The sequence below is a fragment of the Panacagrimonas perspica genome, assembly GCF_004364935.1.
GTDB lineage: Bacteria > Pseudomonadota > Gammaproteobacteria > Nevskiales > Nevskiaceae > Panacagrimonas > Panacagrimonas perspica.
This window is the reverse complement of the sequence record NZ_SOBT01000013.1, coordinates 63,890-80,459: the sequence shown is the minus strand read 5'-3', so window position 1 is coordinate 80,459 and position 16,570 is coordinate 63,890. Positions and strand designations below refer to the sequence as shown.

The window sequence follows — 16,570 nt, the reverse complement described above, 5'->3', positions numbered from 1 at the left end:
CCTTCGGAGCAAAAGCCCCGGGTTGCACCCGGGCTACTTCGCGGACCGACGAACCTGCCGCCCAATAAAAAAGGCCGCGCAGTGCGCGGCCTTTCCCTACGGCGCTGGACGGTGGGATCAGCGCGTGGGTGACTTCAGCTTCTTGACGAACTCGTAGCGCGCAGCGGCCATCGTGACTTCCTCGTTGGCCTTGGCGATGTCCATCTCGCTCTTGGCGCCGGCCAGCTTGGCCTCGGCTTCCGCCTTGGACGCAGCTGCGGCCGCTTCGTCCGCATCCTCACCGCGCAGCGCGGTATCGGCCAACACCGTGACCAGGTGGGGCTGCACTTCGAGGATGCCGCCGCCGACGAAGAACGGCAGTTCGGAGCCGTCGGCGAGCTTCACACGCACCGTTCCCGGCTTGAGCGTGGTCAGCAGCGGAGCGTGACGCGGTGCGATACCGACTTCACCCATCGCCGCCGGCGCGAACAGCATCGACGCATCGCCGGAATAGATGTGGCCTTCGGCAGCGACGATGTCGACGTGGAGGGTAGCCATGAGCGTGTGAGCCTGAGGAGTCGGGTCTTAGAGCTTCTTCGACTTTTCGACGGCTTCGTCGATCGTGCCGACCATGTAGAACGCCTGCTCGGGCAGGTGATCGTAGGCGCCGTCGACGATGCCGCGGAAGCCGCGGATGGTCTCCTTCAGCGACACGTACTTGCCCGGCGAGCCGGTGAAGATTTCGGCCACGTGGAACGGCTGCGAGAGGAAGCGCTGGATCTTGCGCGCGCGGGCCACGGCCTTCTTGTCGTCTTCCGACAGTTCGTCCATGCCCAGGATCGCGATGATGTCCTTCAGTTCCTTGTAGCGCTGCAGCACGCCCTGCACGTCACGGGCGGTGTTGTAGTGCTCGTTGCCGATGACGTTCGGGTCGAGCTGGCGCGACGTCGAGTCGAGCGGATCCACGGCCGGGTAGATACCCAGCGACGCGATGTCACGCGAGAGCACGACGGTGGAGTCCAAGTGCGCGAACGTGGTGGCCGGCGACGGATCGGTGAGATCGTCCGCGGGCACGTACACGGCCTGGATCGAGGTGATCGAGCCGACCTTGGTCGAGGTGATGCGCTCCTGCAGCACGCCCATTTCCTCGGCGAGCGTGGGCTGGTAACCCACCGCCGACGGCATGCGGCCGAGCAGCGCCGACACTTCGGTACCGGCCAGCGTGTAGCGATAGATGTTGTCGACGAAGAAAAGGATGTCGCGGCCTTCGTCGCGGAAGTACTCGGCCATCGTCAGGCCGGTCAGCGCCACGCGCAGACGGTTGCCCGGCGGCTCGTTCATCTGGCCGTACACCATCGCGACCTTCGATTCGTTGAGGTTCTCCGTGTTGATGACCTTCGACTCCGCCATCTCGTGGTAGAAGTCGTTGCCTTCACGGGTACGCTCACCCACGCCGGCGAACACGGACAGGCCCGAGTGTTCCTTGGCGATGTTGTTGATGAGCTCCATCATGTTCACGGTCTTGCCCACGCCGGCGCCGCCGAACAGGCCGACCTTGCCGCCCTTGGCGAACGGGCAGAGCAGGTCGATGACCTTGATGCCGGTTTCCAGCAGTTCCGTCGAACCGGCCTGGTCTTCGTAGCTCGGCGCCGGGCGGTGAATGGCCCAGTGCTGCTCGGCCTTCACTTCGCCGGCTTCGTCGATCGGCTCGCCGAGCACGTTCATGATGCGGCCGAGCGTGGCCTTGCCCACCGGCACCGAGATCGGCGCGCCGGTGTTGCGGCACACCAGCCCGCGCTTCAGACCATCCGAGGTACCCAGCGCGATCGTGCGGACGGTGCCGTCGCCGAGCTGCTGCTGGACTTCCAGGGTCAGGTCAGCGCCTTCGACCTTGAGTGCGTCGTAAACCTTGGGGATCGAGTCGCGCGGGAATTCCACGTCGACGACCGCACCGATGATCTGAACAATCTTTCCAGTAGCCATTTAATTACTCTCAAGCGGGGCTGTTGCCCCGTCCAATGGTTAACCGCTGATTGCGGCTGCGCCGCCGACAATTTCCGACAATTCCTTGGTGATGCTCGCCTGGCGCGCCTTGTTATAGGTGAGCTGCAAGGCGCCGATGATCTTGCCCGCGTTGTCCGAGGCCGACTTCATCGCCACCATGCGCGCCGACTGCTCGGACGCGGCGTTCTCGATCACGGCCTGGTAGACCTGCGACTCGATGTAGCGCTGCAGCACCGTGTCCATCAGTTCCGCACTGGACGGCTCGTAGATGTAGTCCCAGTGCGAGAGCAGGCCCTCTTCCTTGACCGGCACCACCGGCAGCAGCTGACGGATCGTCGGCTTCTGCGTCATGGTGTTCACGAACTCGGTCGAGAGCAGGAACACGCGATCGACCTGGCCGTTGCGGTAGGCATCGGTCAGCACCTTGATCACGCCCAGGACCTGCGAGAGCTGCGGCTTGTCGCCGAGCTGGTTCGCCGTGCCCAGCACCGTGCCGCCGATGCGCCGGAAGAACGAGATCGACTTGTTGCCGATCAGGGCCACGTCGACATCGACGTTCTGGTCCTTCCATTCCTTGATGGCGCGCACCGCGACGCGGAACGCATTCATGTTCAGGCCGCCCGCGAGGCCGCGGTCCGACGAGACGATGAGATACGCCACGCGCTTGACCGGTCGCTCGACCGTATACGTGTGCTTGTACTCGAGATTGGCGGAAGCAAGATGTCCCAGCACCAGGCGGATCTTCTCCGCGTAGGGCCGTGCACGCGCCATGCGCTCCTGCGCACGACGCATCTTGGACATCGCCACCTTTTCCATCGCACGCGTGATCTTCTGCGTGTTCTTCACGCTTTTGATCTTGGTGCGGATTTCCTTGGCGCCGGCCATTGGATTCTGCTCGTCAGATCGCCGACTGCTTCACGTACGCGTCCATCGCGGCCTTCAGCTCGGCTTCGATGGCATCGTTCCAGTCGCCCTTCTCGTTGATCTTCGCCATCAACGCAGCGCTGCCGCTGGCGAGGTACTGGTGCAGGCCTTCTTCCCAGGCGAGCACCTTGGCGACGTCGATCCTGTCGATGTAGCCCTTTTCCACCGCATACAGCGTGGCGGTCATCTGGGCGACGGACAGCGGCGCGTACTGCTTCTGCTTCATCAGCTCGGTGACGCGCTGGCCACGCTCGAGCTGCTTGCGGGTGGCTTCGTCGAGGTCCGAGGCGAACTGTGCGAAGGCCGCGAGTTCGCGGTACTGCGCCAGGGCCAGACGGACACCGCCGCCGAGCTTCTTGATCGCCTTGGTCTGGGCGGCGCCACCGACGCGCGACACCGAGATACCGGCGTTCATGGCGGGACGGATACCGGCGTTGAACAGATCCGTTTCCACGAAGATCTGGCCGTCGGTGATCGAGATGACGTTCGTCGGAACGAACGCCGACACGTCACCGGCCTGGGTTTCGATGATCGGCAGCGCGGTGAGCGAGCCGGTCTTGCCCTTGACGGCGCCGTTGGTGATCTTCTCGACGTATTCCGGGTTCACGCGGGCCGCACGTTCCAGCAGGCGCGAGTGGAGATAGAACACGTCGCCGGGGAATGCTTCGCGGCCCGGCGGGCGGCGCAGCAGCAGTGAAACCTGGCGATACGCGACGGCCTGCTTGGACAGATCGTCATAGATGATCAGCGCGTCTTCGCCCTTGTCGCGGAAGTACTCGCCCATCGAGCAGCCGGAGTACGGCGCGATGAACTGCAGGGCCGGCGACTCGGAGGCCGAGGCGGCGACGACCGTGGTGTACGACATGGCGCCGAACTGCTCGAGCTTGCGCACCACGTTGGCGATCGAGCTCGCCTTCTGGCCGATGGCCACGTAGATGCACTTAATGCCCGAAGACTTCTGGTTGATGATCGCGTCGATCGCGATCGCGGTCTTGCCGGTCTGGCGATCGCCGATGATCAGCTCGCGCTGACCGCGGCCGATCGGGACCATCGCGTCGATGGCCTTGTAACCGGTCTGCACCGGCTGGCTCACCGACTGGCGCGCGATGACGCCCGGCGCGATCTTTTCGATCGGGCTCTTTTCCGTGGCGTTGATCGGGCCCTTGCCGTCGATGGGCTGGCCGAGCGCGTTCACCACGCGACCGAGCAGCGCTTCGCCGACCGGCACTTCGAGGATGCGGCCGGTGGTCTTCACCGTCTGGCCTTCCGCGAGATGCTGGTAGGGGCCGAGCACGACGGCGCCGACCGAGTCGCGCTCGAGGTTCAGTGCCAGGCCGAAGGTGTTGCCTTCGAACTCGAGCATTTCACCCTGCAGCGCGTCGGACAGACCGTGGATGCGGACGATGCCGTCCTGCAGCGACACGATCGTGCCGGTATTGCGAGACTCGGTCGCCGCTTCAAAATTCTTGATGCGGGACTTGATGAGATCGCTGATCTCGGACGGATTGAGTTGAGCCATTGAGTACTCTCGATCGGTGCGCGGTGCGCCCCGCTAAATAAAATCGGGAAAGATGTTTGCGGTTGTTCTTCAGCCGGCCAGCGCAGTGCGAAGCTTTTCGAGCTCGCCCTTCATGGAGCCGTCGATCACCAGATCGCCTGCGCGAATCAACGCACCGGCCACCAGCGACTCGTCGGTCTTCCAGCTCACCACCACGTCACGCGACAGCCGCTTCGAGACCGCATCCGCCAGCTTTTCCTGCTGGGCGGGCGGAATCGCGGTGGCGGACGTGATCTCCACGTCGACGCGCGACTCGGCCTCGGCCCGCATCGCCTCGAACTGCTCGGCGATGAAGGGCGCAGCCTTGAGGCGGTTGTTCTCCACCAGCAGCTTCACCAGCGATGCACCCTGCTCACCCAGTCCGGCGCCAGCGAGCATCTTCCCGAGCACATCGCCCAGGTCCGCCTTGAGCAGTGCCGGATGGCCGATGAAGCTGGAGATCTCGGGCGATTTCACCGCGGCGGCGAGCGCATTGAGCGCTTCGCCCCACTCCTTGAATCGCTTCGACTCCTGGGCCAGCTCGAAAGCAGCCTTGGCGTACGGGCGGGCGAGCGTCGAAAGATCGGCCATGTCGGTCGTATCCGGATCAGACGCGGGCGGCGAGATCGCTGAGCACGTCGGCGTGCGCCTGGGCGTTCACTTCGCGCTTCAGGATCTTCGCGGCGCCCAGGACGGCGAGTTCGCCGACCTGCTTGCGCAGCGTCTCCTTCGCCTTGGCCACTTCGCGCACCACTTCGTCGTGCGCGGCGGCCACGATGCGATCGCCTTCCGACTTCGCCTGCACCTTCGCCTGATCGACGAGCTGCGTCGCCTGCTTGTTCGCACCGGCCAGGATTTCCTGGGCCTGCGCACGTGCCTGCTTGAGCGTCTCTTCGGTCTGCACCGAGGCATCGGCCAGGCTACGCGCGCCCTTCTCGGCGGCTGCGAGGCCGTCGGCGATGCGGTTCTGGCGATCGGTCACGGCCTTCATCAGCGGCGGCCACACGAAGCGCCACGTGAACAGGATGAAGGCCAGGAAGACGAAGGCCTGCGCGAACAGGGTCAGATTGATGTTCATGCCAATTCCCTGGAGGGATTAGTCCGCGACGGACGCGAGCTTCTGATTAACCGGCAGCCTGCACGACGGCGAGCAGCGGGTTGGCGAACGCGAACATCATGGCCAGACCCACGCCGATGATGAACGAGGCGTCGATCAGACCCAGCAGGAGGAACACCTTGGCCTGCAGCATGGGGGACAGTTCCGGCTGGCGCGCGGCGCCTTCGAGGAACTTCGAGCACATGATGCCCACGCCGACGCACGCGCCGAGCGCGCCCAGGCCGATGATCAGGCCGATGCCGATGCCGGTGGAGGCCTGAATCATTGCCAGGAGCTGGAGCTTTTCCATTTCAAAAACCTCTTTTGCTGATGTGTGGTGAATTAGGGTGAAGCTGGCGCTGCTTGGAATCGAAGTCTGTCGTGACGCGGGTGCCGCGTTGCTGCTTGCTAGTGATGCTCGTGTGCCATCGCCAGATACACGATGGTCAGCATCATGAAGATGAAGGCCTGCAGGGCCACGATCAGGATGTGGAAGATCGCCCAGCCCACGCCGAGGATGCTTCCCATGATGGTGCCGGCCAGACCGGTGGCCGCCCACAGCCACAGCAGCAAGAAGATGATTTCGCCGGCGTACATGTTTCCGAACAGTCGCAGGCTGTGCGACAGCGGCTTGGAGATGTACTCGATCATCTGGAACAGGAAATTGGCGCACACCATCAGCACCACGCCGATCCAGGTCAGCGGATTGAACGTCAGCTTGGGCAGACCGAACGGCGCGGCATACAGCTCGTGCACGAACCCGCCGAGGCCCTTGGCCTTGATGGCGAAGCCGATCATCAGGAACCACACCGTCAGCGCCAGCGCGAACGTCGCGTTGACGTCGGCCGTCGGCACCAGACGGAACTCGGGAAGTCCGGCGGCGGCCAGGCCCTTGGCCATGATGTCCACCGGCAGGAAGTCCATCGCGTTCATGAACAGCACCCACACGAACACGGTCAGCGCCAGCGGCGCGACGAACTCGAAACTCTTGTCGAAGATGCCGCGGACCTGCTCGTTGACGAACTCGAGGCAGAGTTCGACGAAGGCCTGGCGCTTGCCCGGCACGCCCGAGGTGGCGCCGCGCGCGACCCAGGCCAGGAAACCGAAGACGAGGACACCGAGCACGATCGACGTGCCGAGCGTGTCCATGTGCAGCGTCCAGAAACCGCCTTCCGGCTTGACCGGGTGCTGCAGGAACGTGAGGTGATGTCCGATGTAGCTGGCCGGCGTCAGCGCGTGCTCAGCATGTTCGGCGTGTTCAACGAGTTCAGCGTGGTCTTCTGCGGCCATGTTTCTCGTTCGCGTTCCCTGGACTCTTTCGTATCCGCCGCGGCTAGTACCGCCGCGTTACCCACAACGTCAGCAATTGCGACAACACCGCCGTGACGATTCCCGCGAGGAAGGCAGGCCAGACCAGACCCGGTCCGAGCAGGAGCACCGAACCCAGCAGCAGGGCCGTCGTTCCCATCAGCTTCAGACCTTCCGCCACCATCAGCGCTACCGCACCGCCCGCGTCTGCTCCCTGCATGCGCGGCATCAGCCACACGGCGAGAAGCGTATTCGGCAATACCACCGCCGCCCCGCCGCACAGCAGCGAGAGCGCCGCGTTTCCGCTGACCGCCCACGCAAGGCAGGCCAGTCCTGCGACCGCACCCCATTGCAGAGCCACCGCTTTTTTGAGCGTGACTCCCCAGATTGAAGACTGAGACATCGGGACGATTCGCCTGGGCTCGAGACTATCTGGCAACGGCGGCGAAAACGGGCGCGAAGTCTACTCGCCCGACGCAAAGCAGGTCAACGCAAAGGCACGCGAAAGGACGGGTTCCGGAGCCTGTACTGCGGCGTCTGGTCGCACAATCCGGACACACCCCCCCCCACCCACCCGCTTCGCGGCTGATCGCATTGGATCGCTTGCATGCGTCAGTCCGATGACTTGGTGGAGCGGCCGAGCATTCCGGCGACGCCGGCCGCGATCCATTTGCGAGGCGCCAGCCGCGGAAGGCCGGCCACGAGGCCCTGCCCCATCCCGCCCGGCACGATGACCATCTTGTTCTTGCTCAGCGCCTCGAGACTCTCGGCCACGACACGATCGGCCTTGAGCATCATGCGGCGCGGAATGCCGGCCCGCGTCTCGGGAACCCCGGTCGCGTCGAAGAAACCGGTGTCCACCGGCCCGGGGCAGATCGCCAGGACACGGATGCCGCGCTTGCGGTACTCGCCCCACAGGCCTTCACTGAAGGACAGCACGAAGGCCTTGCTGGCGCCGTAGACGCTCATGAACGGCGTGGGCTGAAAGGCCGCCATCGACGCGATGTTCAGAATGGCGCCCCGCTTCTGCGCGAGCATGTCGGGCAGGAAGGCCTGCGTGACCCCGACCACGGCCGCGACGTTGAGCGCCACCATCTGCTGCGTGCGTTCGGGGTCGAGCGTGTCGAAGTCGCCGACCATGCCGAAGCCGGCGTTGTTGATCAGGAAGTCCACGTTGAATTCGAAGCCGTCGGCCACTTCCTTGAGCCTCGGTCCTGCATCGGGCAGCGCGAGGTCGGCCGATACGGTCTCGACCCGCACACCGCAGGACTTGCGCAGGGCCTTGGCCAATTTGGAGAGCTTGGCGCTGGAGCGGGCCACCAGCATCAGATCCAGACCGTCGGCGGCGAGCCGGCGTGCGAACGCTTCCCCGATTCCGCCCGAGGCGCCCGTCACCAGCGCGCATCCGAACTGGTCCATTTTTATGACTCCCCCTGGAGCTCCGATCCTCAGGCCTTGGCACTGTCTGCGCAGGTCTGGTCGGGGCTGACGCCCCTCCTACAGGGGCGAGTCGTTGTAGGAGGGGCGTCAGCCCCGACCAGACCTACGAGATGCGCTGCAGCAGACTCTCCAGCTCGGTCCCGCTCTTGAACTTGATCGTGATGCGGCCGCGGCCCTTGGCGTCGCGCTGCACGCTCACCGGCAAGCCGATCGAACTCTGCAGACGCGACTGCACCTCGGCCGTTGCGCTGTCCGGCGCCGGCTTGTCGGCGCGCGTCTTGCCCTGCGCCTGCACGAGCGCCTCGGCCTGGCGAACGCTCATCTGCTGATCGGCGACGAGCTTGGCCAGCGAGGACTGGCGCGGTCCTTCGACGCCGAGCAGCACCTTGGCGTGACCCAGGCTCAGGCGCGACTCGCGCACCAGCGTCTGTACGTCCTCGTTGAGTTCCATCAGGCGCAGCAGGTTGGTGACACCCGCACGCGAACGGCCCACCGCTTCGGCCACCTGCTCGTGCGTGAGCTTGCACTCGTCGAGCAGCCGCTTGAGCGCCTGCGCTTCTTCGAGCGGATTGAGGTCCGCTCGCTGGATGTTCTCGACCAGCGCCACCGCCATCGCGCCGCGATCGTCGAGCGTGCGCACGACGGCGGGAATGGCCTGCAGGCCCGCGCGCTGCGCTGCGCGCCAGCGACGTTCGCCCGCGACGATCTCGTAACGGTCCGCGCCGATGGCGCGCACGACGATGGGCTGCACGACGCCTTGAGAGGCGATCGAACTCGCGAGTTCCGCGAGCGCTTCCTCGTCGAAATGCCGGCGCGGCTGATGCGCGCCCGGCTGCAGCCGATCGACCGCGATCTCGCGCTGATCGCCCGAGTTGTCGACGTCCGGTCCTGATTTCATGCTCGCGCTGCTCAGCAGCGCATCCAGGCCGCGTCCCAGTGTGGTCGCCCGTTTCTTTGCCGTGCTCATGTTCCGCCGTGTCCCGTGTTCCCCGCGCGGGCAGTCAGTATGGCCCAACCCGCCACCGGCAGGTCAACGCAAGTTCAAGTCAATCGAGCGTGAGTTGTCCGCCGTCGTGCCGCCGCAGCAATTCGCCGGCGAGCGAAAGATAGGCGCGTGCGCCACTGGACTGCGGGTCGTAGACCATCACCGGCAACCCGTGACTCGGCGCTTCGGCGAGCCGGACGTTTCGCGGGATGACCGTTTGATAAACCTTGTCGGGGAAATGCAGCAGCAGCTGTGCGGAGACGTCGTTCGCCAGGTTGTTGCGCGGATCGAACATCGTGCGCAGCAGGCCTTCGATCTCCAGCTTCGGGTTGATCACGCGCCGGATCTTGGCCACCGTGTCCACCAGCGCGCTCAGGCCTTCGAGAGCGTAGTACTCGCACTGCATCGGGATCAGCACGCCGTCGGCGGCGACCAGCGCGTTGACGGTCAGCTTCGACAGCGCCGGCGGACAGTCGAGGATGACGAAGTCGAAGCGGTCGGCCACCGCGGCCAGCGCAGCCTTCAGCGCGAAATCGCCGGCGGCCTGATCGCGCAGCTTGATCTCGGCCTCGGTCATGTCGCCGTTGGCTGGCAGCAGCCAGAGGTTCAGGGCCTTGAGGTCCTGGATCGCGGCGTCGGGCGTGCAGGCTTCGAGCAGCACGTCGCGTGCGGTCAGCTTGAGCGTGGACTTGTCGACGCCCACGCCCATCGTCGCGTTGCCCTGCGCATCGAGATCCACGAGCAGCACACGGCGCCTCGTTGCGGCCAGCGAGGCAGCGAGGTTGACCGCGGTGGTGGTCTTGCCTACGCCGCCCTTCTGGTTGGCGACGGCGATCGTGTAACTCATGGGCGGGTACAGATCACGAGATGACGCTCCTCGCGCAGGCCGGGGACCTGCAGACGGACGACACGCGGGGCGGAGGCGAACGGGGGGATTGAAGCGGCCTCATTGTCGTCCACCCTGCCCTTCATCGCCAGCCAGTGACCACCGTCGGCCAGCATCGGCTCGGTGAGCGTCAGGAACTCGCCAAGCGAGGAGAACGCGCGGCTGATGATGCCGTCGTACGGAGGTTCCTGCTGCGACTGCTCGTCAGGCTTCTCGACGCGCGACTCGATGACGATCGCGTTGGGCAGCCCCAGGGTGCGCACGGCGTGGCGCAGGAAGCGCGCCTTCTTGCCGTTGCTGTCGAGCAGGGCCACGTGCCACTGCGGCCGTGCGAGCGCCAGCGGAATGCCGGGAAGCCCTGCGCCGCTGCCGACATCGAGCAGCCGCGAAACATCGAGGCCTTCCATGGCCGGCAGCACCGCGAGCGAGTCCAGCAGGTGGCGCGTCACCATATCCATCGGATCGCGCACCGCCGTGAGGTTGTATACGGCGTTCCATTTTTCGAGTTCGGCCAGATAGGCCAGCAGCGGGACGCTCAGGGCAGCATCCAGCTTGAGCTCCCGCAGCCCGCGATCCAGCAGCCCCGCGGGATCAGCGGTTTTCTTCACGGAATATGCGCCAGGTGCCCTTCGCGTCCTGTCGCCAGTACTGCTCTTTCTTGGACACGAACTTGTAGTTGTCGCTGTCGTAGTCGAGCGTGAACTCGGCCAGGAACATCGTCTCGCCCGGGTAGCGGAACAGGCTGACGTCGGAGAGCTTCACCTTCACGTACTTCTTGCCCGCGTTGACGCGGCGCTTGTGATCCGCGAACTGCGACTTGTTGAGACCGCCCGTCGAGAAATCCTCGGCGTAATACGTCAGATAAGCCTCGGTGTCCTTGCCCGCCCAGGCCTCGCGCCAGGCTTCCACGCGGTTGAGCATGGTCTCGCGATCCTTGGTGGCCTGCGCCCTGGAAACCCACTGCAGCTTGTCGGCGAGCACGACCGGCGCGCGATTGTTGACGACATAGGGCTTGAGCCAGAGCAGGTCGTCGTTGGCCATCGTCACGCAGCCCTCGCTCGAACGCGGGGCCCGCACGTAGGTCTGGCGCGGCACGCCGTGCAGCCAGATGCCGTGACCCGTCTTGGACTTGAAGCGATCCCAGAGATTGGGATACGTCAGCGGCAGGGAGCCGGCGCCGTACAGCTCGGGCAGCGCCTCGTCGCTCATCCAGCCGGTGACGTGGTAGATGCCGACGGGCGTACGCAGGTCGCCCTCGGCTTCCTTGCCATAGCCGGCGCGGCCCATCGCCGCGTAACGACTGCCGACCGACTCGAGCAAGCCGTCGACGTTGCGCATCAAGTGCAGGCGCGCACCGGGCAGGTCGATCAGCACGAGGTAGGGATACTCGCTGGAGAGCTGCAGCACGGTGTCCGGCACCGCGCCGGCCGGCGGGCTGTAGCGCGCACGGTCCAGGCGCAGGCGCGCCTCTTCGAACAGCTCCAGGATTCGCGGATCCTTGTCGTCGCCCATGATCCCGCGCGTGCCCGATCGGGCCGCCAGCAGGTCGGCGTAGATCAGTTGCGCGAGGCGAAAATTGGGCTGGCGCTTGAGCAGGGATTCGAGCGCCTTGATGCTCTCGCCGGGCTTGCCGCCACGCGCCAGTTCGATGGCTGCGACGAGCTGCTCTTCGGGCATCGGCAATGTGGCCGACGCCTTCATCGGCGCGATGGGGCCTGCGTGAACACAGCATGCAAAAAGCATCATGGCTGGCAAAGCCAGCCATGATCGGCGGAGCGCGGTCATTCCCGGGCGATCGTGCGTCCTGGACCCGCGAGCTGCCTCAGCGGGTGTACTCGCGGATGATTTTCCAGCCGCCGTCCTTACGCAGTTCGAGCACCTTGGTCACGCTGTCCGAGAAGCTGTCGGACTCGTATTCCTGGCGGAACGTCACACGGACGCGACCGTCGCCCAGCGCGGCCATGCGGGGATTGACGACACCGACGCGGATGCGCTTCGGGCGCGCGATGCGATCGCGGCGCTGGGCTTCCCACGTGGCCTTCGAGATGCCGCCTTCGGGACGGAAGTCCGACGCGTAGATCGCGAGGTAGGCGTCCGAATCCTTGTCCGACCAGGACTTGGACCAGGCATTGAGCGCGTCCTTGACTTCACCGGTGGTCGCGGCGTCGACGTCGTCCGACGCCGTCTCGGCGGCAGGTTCACCGATGGCGGCGGCAGCCGGCTCTGCGGCAGCAGCGGCGACCGGCGGCCGGGCGGCGGCAGCCGTCGTCGTCGAACGCGGGGAGTTGGCGTTCTCGCTGAGCTTGTTGACGAAGGACAGCTTGTTGCGGAGCGTCTGGTTGCTCTGGTCGAGCATCAGCGCGCGGTTGTACGCGGCACCGGCGAGCGCGGCGTAGATGTCGCCGAGATTCTCGTGGGCGGTGGCGTAGCTCGGGTGCGTGGCCAGTGCGGCTTCCAGCGCGTCGCGCGCCTTCTCGTAGTCGCCCTGCTGCGCGTACAGCACGGCAAGATTGTTGTACGGCTCGGGCAGCTGCGGGTAATCGCGCGTGATGTCGGCGAAGGCCTTGATCGCTTCTTCGCTGCGGTTCAGCCGCGTCAGCACGAGGCCGCGCATGAATCGCGCTTCAGCATCCTGCGGCGCCGTCTTGAGCTGCATGTCGAGACGCCGGAGCGCCAGTTCGAGCTGGCCCTGGTTCACCAGGGTCTGGGCTTCCTCCACCGCACTTGCAGCCACCACGTTCTGGGCAGAGAACAGCAGCGTGGCGGCAACCGCCAGGCAGGAAATCGTTCGATTCACGCGAAAACCTCGTGGGGGACCGGGAAACGGCGCGCGGAGTTTAACAGCAGGCTCCGCAGGGCCATAGGCAGGCGGGCCGGATTCACCGCTCGTAGACCCGCGGCGATCCCGGCAGGCGGCGCTTGAATCTCTTGTGGATCCAGAAGTACTCGGGCATCGCCTGCAGAATGCCCTCTTCCAGCGCGCGATTGATGCGCGTGGCGTCCTCCAGATCGTCGCCGCCGGGAAAGTCCTCGATCATCGGGAAGAACCGCACTTTCCAGCCCCCCGGCGTGCGCTGCGGCGTGAAGGGCAGCACCCGGGCACGCCCCATGCGCGCCAGCCGCGCCGTCGCCGTCAGGCTCAGCGCCGGCATGCCGAAGAAGGGGGCGAACACCGACATGCGCGGGTCGAGCGTCTGGTCCGGCGCATACCAGATGGCGCCACCGTCACGCAGCGCGCGCACGAGCTTGCGCAGGTCTTCACGCGGCAGCGCGGGGCGACCCGACCGCCGTTCGCGCCAGCGGTGCATGAAGTAATCCATCAGTGCGTTGTTGTACGGCCGGTACATCGCGTGGAACGGCAGGCCCGCCTTCGAGCAGACGATGCGGGCGCCGATCTCCAGGGTGCTGAAGTGACCCGTCAGCAGCAGCAGCCCCTGCCCCGACGCGATCGCCGCGTCGAGGTGCTCGCGACCCTCGATCTCGAAACGAGGCAGCAGCCGGGCGTCCGAGGCGAACCAGGCGAGCGCGGTCTCGAACAGGCCGCGACCGAGCGCCGCGAAGTGATCGCCGGTGAGCTTCTCGCGCGCCTCGGCGCGCATGTCCGGAAAGCAGACCCGCAGGTTCGCCTGTACGACGTTTCGCCGATCGCGCGCGATCAGGCCGACGAATCGTCCGAGTCCGCTGCCAAGCGCCCACTGCAGGCGGATCGGCAGCCAGGTGAGCAGGCGCACGACGCCGATCGCCAGCCACGTCGGCCACCAGCGCGGACCGAGCAGTGCGGCGGTGAACGGCGGCGCGGAAGAGGAAGGGTCCGACATCCGCGCAGTGTCCCGGGTCCGCTCCGCGCTTTCCAGTGAAGCGCGCGATCACGGGCGCGGATGGCTGGCAACTGGAATCCGGACACCGGAAACTGCTTCATGCGCTGGCTCTATCTCCTGCTGCTGTACCTGCTCACGCCCGTCGTGCTGCTGCGCCTTGTGTGGCGCTCGCGGCAGATCCGCGTCTATCGCGAGCGCATCGGCGAGCGCTTCGGCTTCGTGCCGCGTCCGGCACAGGGCGTCGCGGTCTGGGTCCACGCGGTGTCGGTGGGCGAATCGCTCGCCGCGCTGCCGTTGATCCGGCAACTGGTCGAGCGCCATGGGCAGGGCCGCGTGTGGGTCACGACGACGACGCCGACCGGCAGCGAGCGCGTCGTCGCCGCGCTGGGCGCGCAGGTGATCCACACCTACGCGCCGTACGACCTGCCCGGCGCGGTCTCCCGCTTCCTGGATCGCGCCCGGCCGGCGCAGGTCGTGATCATGGAAACCGAGCTGTGGCCGACCTTGTTCCGCCACCTGCGCCGCCGCGGCATTCCGCTGACGATCGCCAACGCCCGCCTGTCGCCACGATCGTTCAAGGGCTACGGACGCGTGGCGGGCTTCACACGCGAGGTTCTGCGCGACACCACACGTGTCGCGGCGCAGAGCGACGCGGATGCGCAGCGCTTCACGTCGCTCGGCGCACCCCACGTCGAGGCGATCGGGAATCTCAAGTTCGATATCGATCCGGTCGCGTCTCAAGCGGAGGCTGGCCACGCGCTGCGCGCGAGACTGGGCGCCGCTCGTCCCGCGTGGGTCGCCGCGAGCACGCACGACACCGAGGAGGAGACGGCGCTCGATGCGCATCGGCGTCTTTGCGAGCGTCATCCCGATGCGCTGCTGATCCTGGTGCCGCGTCATCCGCAACGCTTCGACGATGTCGCCCGGCTGATCGCGCGGCAGGGTTTTCGCGGGGTGCGGCGTAGCGAGATCAGCGCCGACCCCACACGCGCCGGAGCCGATGTCCAGGTGCTGCTCGGTGACAGCCTCGGCGAGATGTGGATGTACCTGGCGGCCGCTGACGTCGCCTTCGTCGGCGGCAGCCTGGCGGACGTGGGTGGCCACAATGTTCTCGAACCCGCCGCGCTGGGCCTGCCCGTCCTGTTCGGTCCGCACATGCACAACTTCCTGGCGGCACGCGAACTGCTGCTGGGCGCTGGTGCTGCGATCGAAGTGGCGGATGCTGGCGCGCTCGCATCGCGCGTCGCCGAACTGCTGCCGGACGCCGCGCAGCGCGCGCGGATGGGCCAAGCCGGCAGCGCTGCGGTGCTGGCCAACCGTGGTGCGCTGGCAAAACTGCTCGACATCCTCGACAGGGGTGGCCGGGAGTCGGGAGTCGGGAATCGGGAATCGTAAAAGCGGTCTGCGAATTCACCGGTTTCGTGCCGACATCCGACTCCACATCCGATTCCCGATTCCCGATTCCCGATTCCCGATTCCCGATTCCCGATTCCCGATTCCCGATTCCCGAAATGGACCTGATCACCGTCACCGACAAGGGCCTGTACTGCCCCGCAGGCGATTTCCACGTCGACCCGTGGCGGCCGGTGCCGCGCGCGGTGATCACGCACGCCCACGCCGATCACGCACGCACCGGCTCGAAACACTACTGGTGCTCGAAGCCGGGCCTGAACCTGACGCGTGCGCGTGTGGGCCTCGGCGGCGGCATCACGGCCGTGGCCTACGGACAGCGCTTCACGCTCGGCGACGCGCAGGTCTCGTTGCACCCTGCCGGTCATGTGCTCGGTTCGGCACAGGTGCGCATCGAAGCCCACGGTCAGGTCTGGGTCGTCTCGGGCGACTACAAGCGCGACCCCGACCCCACCTGCGCGCCGTTCGAGCCGGTGCCCTGCGACGTCTTCATCACCGAGGCGACGTTCGGACTTCCGGTCTATCGCTGGCAGCCGCCCGAGGAGATCGCCCGCGAGATCTTCGACTGGTGGCAGGAGTGCAAGGCCAAGGGCGAGTGCGCGGTGCTGTGCGCGTACTCGCTTGGCAAGGCGCAGCGCATCCTCGCCGAGCTGATGCGCTTCACCGACGAGATGGTCTATCTGCACGGCGCGATGACGCAGCTCGTGAAAGCCTATCGGCAGGAAGGCGTCGCGATGCTGCCCACCGACGCCATCGGCAATCAGCCCAAGTTCTTCGACTGGAAGGGCCGCCTCGTGCTCGCCCCGCCGGGCGCTGCCGGCACGCCGTGGATCAAGCGCTTCAAGCCTGCCTCGGTCGGCTTCGCATCCGGCTGGATGCGCGTACGCGGCTCGCGCCGCCGCCAGAGCTGGGATCGTGGTTTCGCGCTGTCCGACCACGCCGACTGGGACGGCCTGCTCAAGAGCATCGAGCAGACCGGCGCCAAGCGCGTGCTCGCCACGCACGGGAACACCGATGCGCTGATCGAACTGCTGCGCTCGCGCGGCATCGATGCGAGCGAGCTGAATACCGAGTTCGAGGGCGAGCACGGCGCGAATCGCCCGCTGGATGCGGCCGAGGAGGCGTCGGCGTGAACGCTTGGGCTGAAAAGCAAACGGCTGACGCAAAGGCGCAAAGGAAGAAC

The 16,570-nt window shown here is 66.1% G+C and carries 18 protein-coding genes; 2 read left to right on the top strand and 16 right to left on the bottom strand.

Features of this window, described 5'->3' with window-relative positions:
- Nucleotides 1-117: 117 nt before the first annotated feature.
- The 16 genes from DFR24_RS23640 to lpxL all read right to left on the bottom strand — a co-directional run bounded on the left by DFR24_RS23640 (nt 118) and on the right by lpxL (nt 13,977).
- Nucleotides 118-537: a F0F1 ATP synthase subunit epsilon gene (locus DFR24_RS23640; protein ID WP_133883939.1), complete on the bottom strand. Its 420-nt coding sequence runs from the start codon at nt 535-537 to the stop codon at nt 118-120.
- Between the two features lie 27 nt (nt 538-564).
- Complete coding sequence (gene atpD, locus DFR24_RS23635) at nt 565-1,962, bottom strand: F0F1 ATP synthase subunit beta (protein ID WP_133883938.1); 1,398 nt, start codon at nt 1,960-1,962, stop codon at nt 565-567.
- 39 nt (nt 1,963-2,001) lie between these two features.
- Nucleotides 2,002-2,868, bottom strand: coding sequence for a F0F1 ATP synthase subunit gamma (atpG, locus tag DFR24_RS23630; protein ID WP_133883937.1), 867 nt, complete (start codon nt 2,866-2,868; stop codon nt 2,002-2,004).
- Nucleotides 2,869-2,881: 13 nt separating this feature from the next.
- Complete coding sequence (atpA, locus tag DFR24_RS23625; RefSeq protein ID WP_133883936.1) at nt 2,882-4,426, bottom strand: F0F1 ATP synthase subunit alpha; 1,545 nt, start codon at nt 4,424-4,426, stop codon at nt 2,882-2,884.
- A gap of 69 nt (nt 4,427-4,495) precedes the next feature.
- Nucleotides 4,496-5,035, bottom strand: coding sequence for a F0F1 ATP synthase subunit delta (locus tag DFR24_RS23620; protein ID WP_133883935.1), 540 nt, complete (start codon nt 5,033-5,035; stop codon nt 4,496-4,498).
- A gap of 16 nt (nt 5,036-5,051) precedes the next feature.
- Nucleotides 5,052-5,522 (bottom strand): F0F1 ATP synthase subunit B, encoded by a 471-nt coding sequence (locus tag DFR24_RS23615; protein WP_133883934.1) that lies wholly within the window; start codon nt 5,520-5,522, stop codon nt 5,052-5,054.
- Between the two features lie 46 nt (nt 5,523-5,568).
- Nucleotides 5,569-5,850, bottom strand: a complete 282-nt coding sequence (gene atpE / locus DFR24_RS23610) for a F0F1 ATP synthase subunit C (protein ID WP_133883933.1) — start codon at nt 5,848-5,850, stop codon at nt 5,569-5,571.
- Between the two features lie 98 nt (nt 5,851-5,948).
- Nucleotides 5,949-6,830, bottom strand: coding sequence for a F0F1 ATP synthase subunit A (gene atpB / locus DFR24_RS23605; protein WP_133883932.1), 882 nt, complete (start codon nt 6,828-6,830; stop codon nt 5,949-5,951).
- Nucleotides 6,831-6,873: 43 nt separating this feature from the next.
- Nucleotides 6,874-7,251, bottom strand: a complete 378-nt coding sequence (locus DFR24_RS23600) for an ATP synthase subunit I (RefSeq protein WP_133883931.1) — start codon at nt 7,249-7,251, stop codon at nt 6,874-6,876.
- A gap of 209 nt (nt 7,252-7,460) precedes the next feature.
- Nucleotides 7,461-8,267: an SDR family NAD(P)-dependent oxidoreductase gene (locus tag DFR24_RS23595; RefSeq protein ID WP_133883930.1), complete on the bottom strand. Its 807-nt coding sequence runs from the start codon at nt 8,265-8,267 to the stop codon at nt 7,461-7,463.
- 124 nt (nt 8,268-8,391) lie between these two features.
- Nucleotides 8,392-9,255 (bottom strand): ParB/RepB/Spo0J family partition protein, encoded by an 864-nt coding sequence (locus DFR24_RS23590; protein ID WP_133883929.1) that lies wholly within the window; start codon nt 9,253-9,255, stop codon nt 8,392-8,394.
- A gap of 79 nt (nt 9,256-9,334) precedes the next feature.
- Complete coding sequence (locus DFR24_RS23585; RefSeq protein WP_133883928.1) at nt 9,335-10,120, bottom strand: ParA family protein; 786 nt, start codon at nt 10,118-10,120, stop codon at nt 9,335-9,337.
- The gene (gene rsmG / locus DFR24_RS23580; protein ID WP_133883927.1) at nt 10,117-10,767 is read right to left on the bottom strand and encodes a 16S rRNA (guanine(527)-N(7))-methyltransferase RsmG; all 651 of its coding nucleotides are present in this window, start codon (nt 10,765-10,767) and stop codon (nt 10,117-10,119) included. Before rsmG ends, DFR24_RS23585 begins: the two co-directional genes overlap by 4 nt.
- On the bottom strand, nt 10,751-11,905 hold the full coding sequence (locus DFR24_RS23575; protein WP_133883926.1) for a L,D-transpeptidase family protein: 1,155 nt from the start codon (nt 11,903-11,905) through the stop codon (nt 10,751-10,753). The genes rsmG and DFR24_RS23575 overlap by 17 nt, the downstream gene beginning before the upstream one ends.
- Nucleotides 11,906-11,981: 76 nt before the next feature.
- On the bottom strand, nt 11,982-12,956 hold the full coding sequence (locus DFR24_RS23570) for a nuclear transport factor 2 family protein (protein WP_246051784.1): 975 nt from the start codon (nt 12,954-12,956) through the stop codon (nt 11,982-11,984).
- 82 nt (nt 12,957-13,038) lie between these two features.
- Nucleotides 13,039-13,977, bottom strand: coding sequence for an LpxL/LpxP family Kdo(2)-lipid IV(A) lauroyl/palmitoleoyl acyltransferase (gene lpxL / locus DFR24_RS23565; protein WP_133883925.1), 939 nt, complete (start codon nt 13,975-13,977; stop codon nt 13,039-13,041).
- Between the two features lie 99 nt (nt 13,978-14,076).
- Here lpxL and waaA point away from each other — a divergent pair, with 99 nt between their 5' ends.
- Both waaA and DFR24_RS23555 read left to right on the top strand, forming a co-directional pair.
- Nucleotides 14,077-15,372 (top strand): lipid IV(A) 3-deoxy-D-manno-octulosonic acid transferase, encoded by a 1,296-nt coding sequence (gene waaA, locus DFR24_RS23560; RefSeq protein ID WP_133883924.1) that lies wholly within the window; start codon nt 14,077-14,079, stop codon nt 15,370-15,372.
- Nucleotides 15,373-15,488: 116 nt separating this feature from the next.
- The gene (locus DFR24_RS23555; RefSeq protein ID WP_133883923.1) at nt 15,489-16,520 is read left to right on the top strand and encodes a ligase-associated DNA damage response exonuclease; all 1,032 of its coding nucleotides are present in this window, start codon (nt 15,489-15,491) and stop codon (nt 16,518-16,520) included.
- Nucleotides 16,521-16,570 lie beyond the last annotated feature (50 nt).

What these genes read in the sequence shown, in the direction of transcription:
- waaA (WP_133883924.1), top strand. Translation starts at nt 14,077, where the DNA reads ATGCGCTGGCTCTATCTCCTGCTGCTGTACCTGCTCACGCCCGTCGTG.
- atpG (WP_133883937.1), bottom strand. Translation starts at nt 2,868, where the DNA reads ATGGCCGGCGCCAAGGAAATCCGCACCAAGATCAAAAGCGTGAAGAAC.
- DFR24_RS23640 (WP_133883939.1), bottom strand. Translation starts at nt 537, where the DNA reads ATGGCTACCCTCCACGTCGACATCGTCGCTGCCGAAGGCCACATCTAT.
- lpxL (WP_133883925.1), bottom strand. Translation starts at nt 13,977, where the DNA reads ATGTCGGACCCTTCCTCTTCCGCGCCGCCGTTCACCGCCGCACTGCTC.
- DFR24_RS23615 (WP_133883934.1), bottom strand. Translation starts at nt 5,522, where the DNA reads ATGAACATCAATCTGACCCTGTTCGCGCAGGCCTTCGTCTTCCTGGCC.
- DFR24_RS23600 (WP_133883931.1), bottom strand. Translation starts at nt 7,251, where the DNA reads ATGTCTCAGTCTTCAATCTGGGGAGTCACGCTCAAAAAAGCGGTGGCT.
- atpB (WP_133883932.1), bottom strand. Translation starts at nt 6,830, where the DNA reads ATGGCCGCAGAAGACCACGCTGAACTCGTTGAACACGCCGAACATGCT.
- atpA (WP_133883936.1), bottom strand. Translation starts at nt 4,426, where the DNA reads ATGGCTCAACTCAATCCGTCCGAGATCAGCGATCTCATCAAGTCCCGC.
- DFR24_RS23575 (WP_133883926.1), bottom strand. Translation starts at nt 11,905, where the DNA reads ATGATGCTTTTTGCATGCTGTGTTCACGCAGGCCCCATCGCGCCGATG.
- atpE (WP_133883933.1), bottom strand. Translation starts at nt 5,850, where the DNA reads ATGGAAAAGCTCCAGCTCCTGGCAATGATTCAGGCCTCCACCGGCATC.
- DFR24_RS23590 (WP_133883929.1), bottom strand. Translation starts at nt 9,255, where the DNA reads ATGAGCACGGCAAAGAAACGGGCGACCACACTGGGACGCGGCCTGGAT.
- DFR24_RS23595 (WP_133883930.1), bottom strand. Translation starts at nt 8,267, where the DNA reads ATGGACCAGTTCGGATGCGCGCTGGTGACGGGCGCCTCGGGCGGAATC.
- DFR24_RS23585 (WP_133883928.1), bottom strand. Translation starts at nt 10,120, where the DNA reads ATGAGTTACACGATCGCCGTCGCCAACCAGAAGGGCGGCGTAGGCAAG.
- atpD (WP_133883938.1), bottom strand. Translation starts at nt 1,962, where the DNA reads ATGGCTACTGGAAAGATTGTTCAGATCATCGGTGCGGTCGTCGACGTG.
- DFR24_RS23555 (WP_133883923.1), top strand. Translation starts at nt 15,489, where the DNA reads ATGGACCTGATCACCGTCACCGACAAGGGCCTGTACTGCCCCGCAGGC.
- DFR24_RS23620 (WP_133883935.1), bottom strand. Translation starts at nt 5,035, where the DNA reads ATGGCCGATCTTTCGACGCTCGCCCGCCCGTACGCCAAGGCTGCTTTC.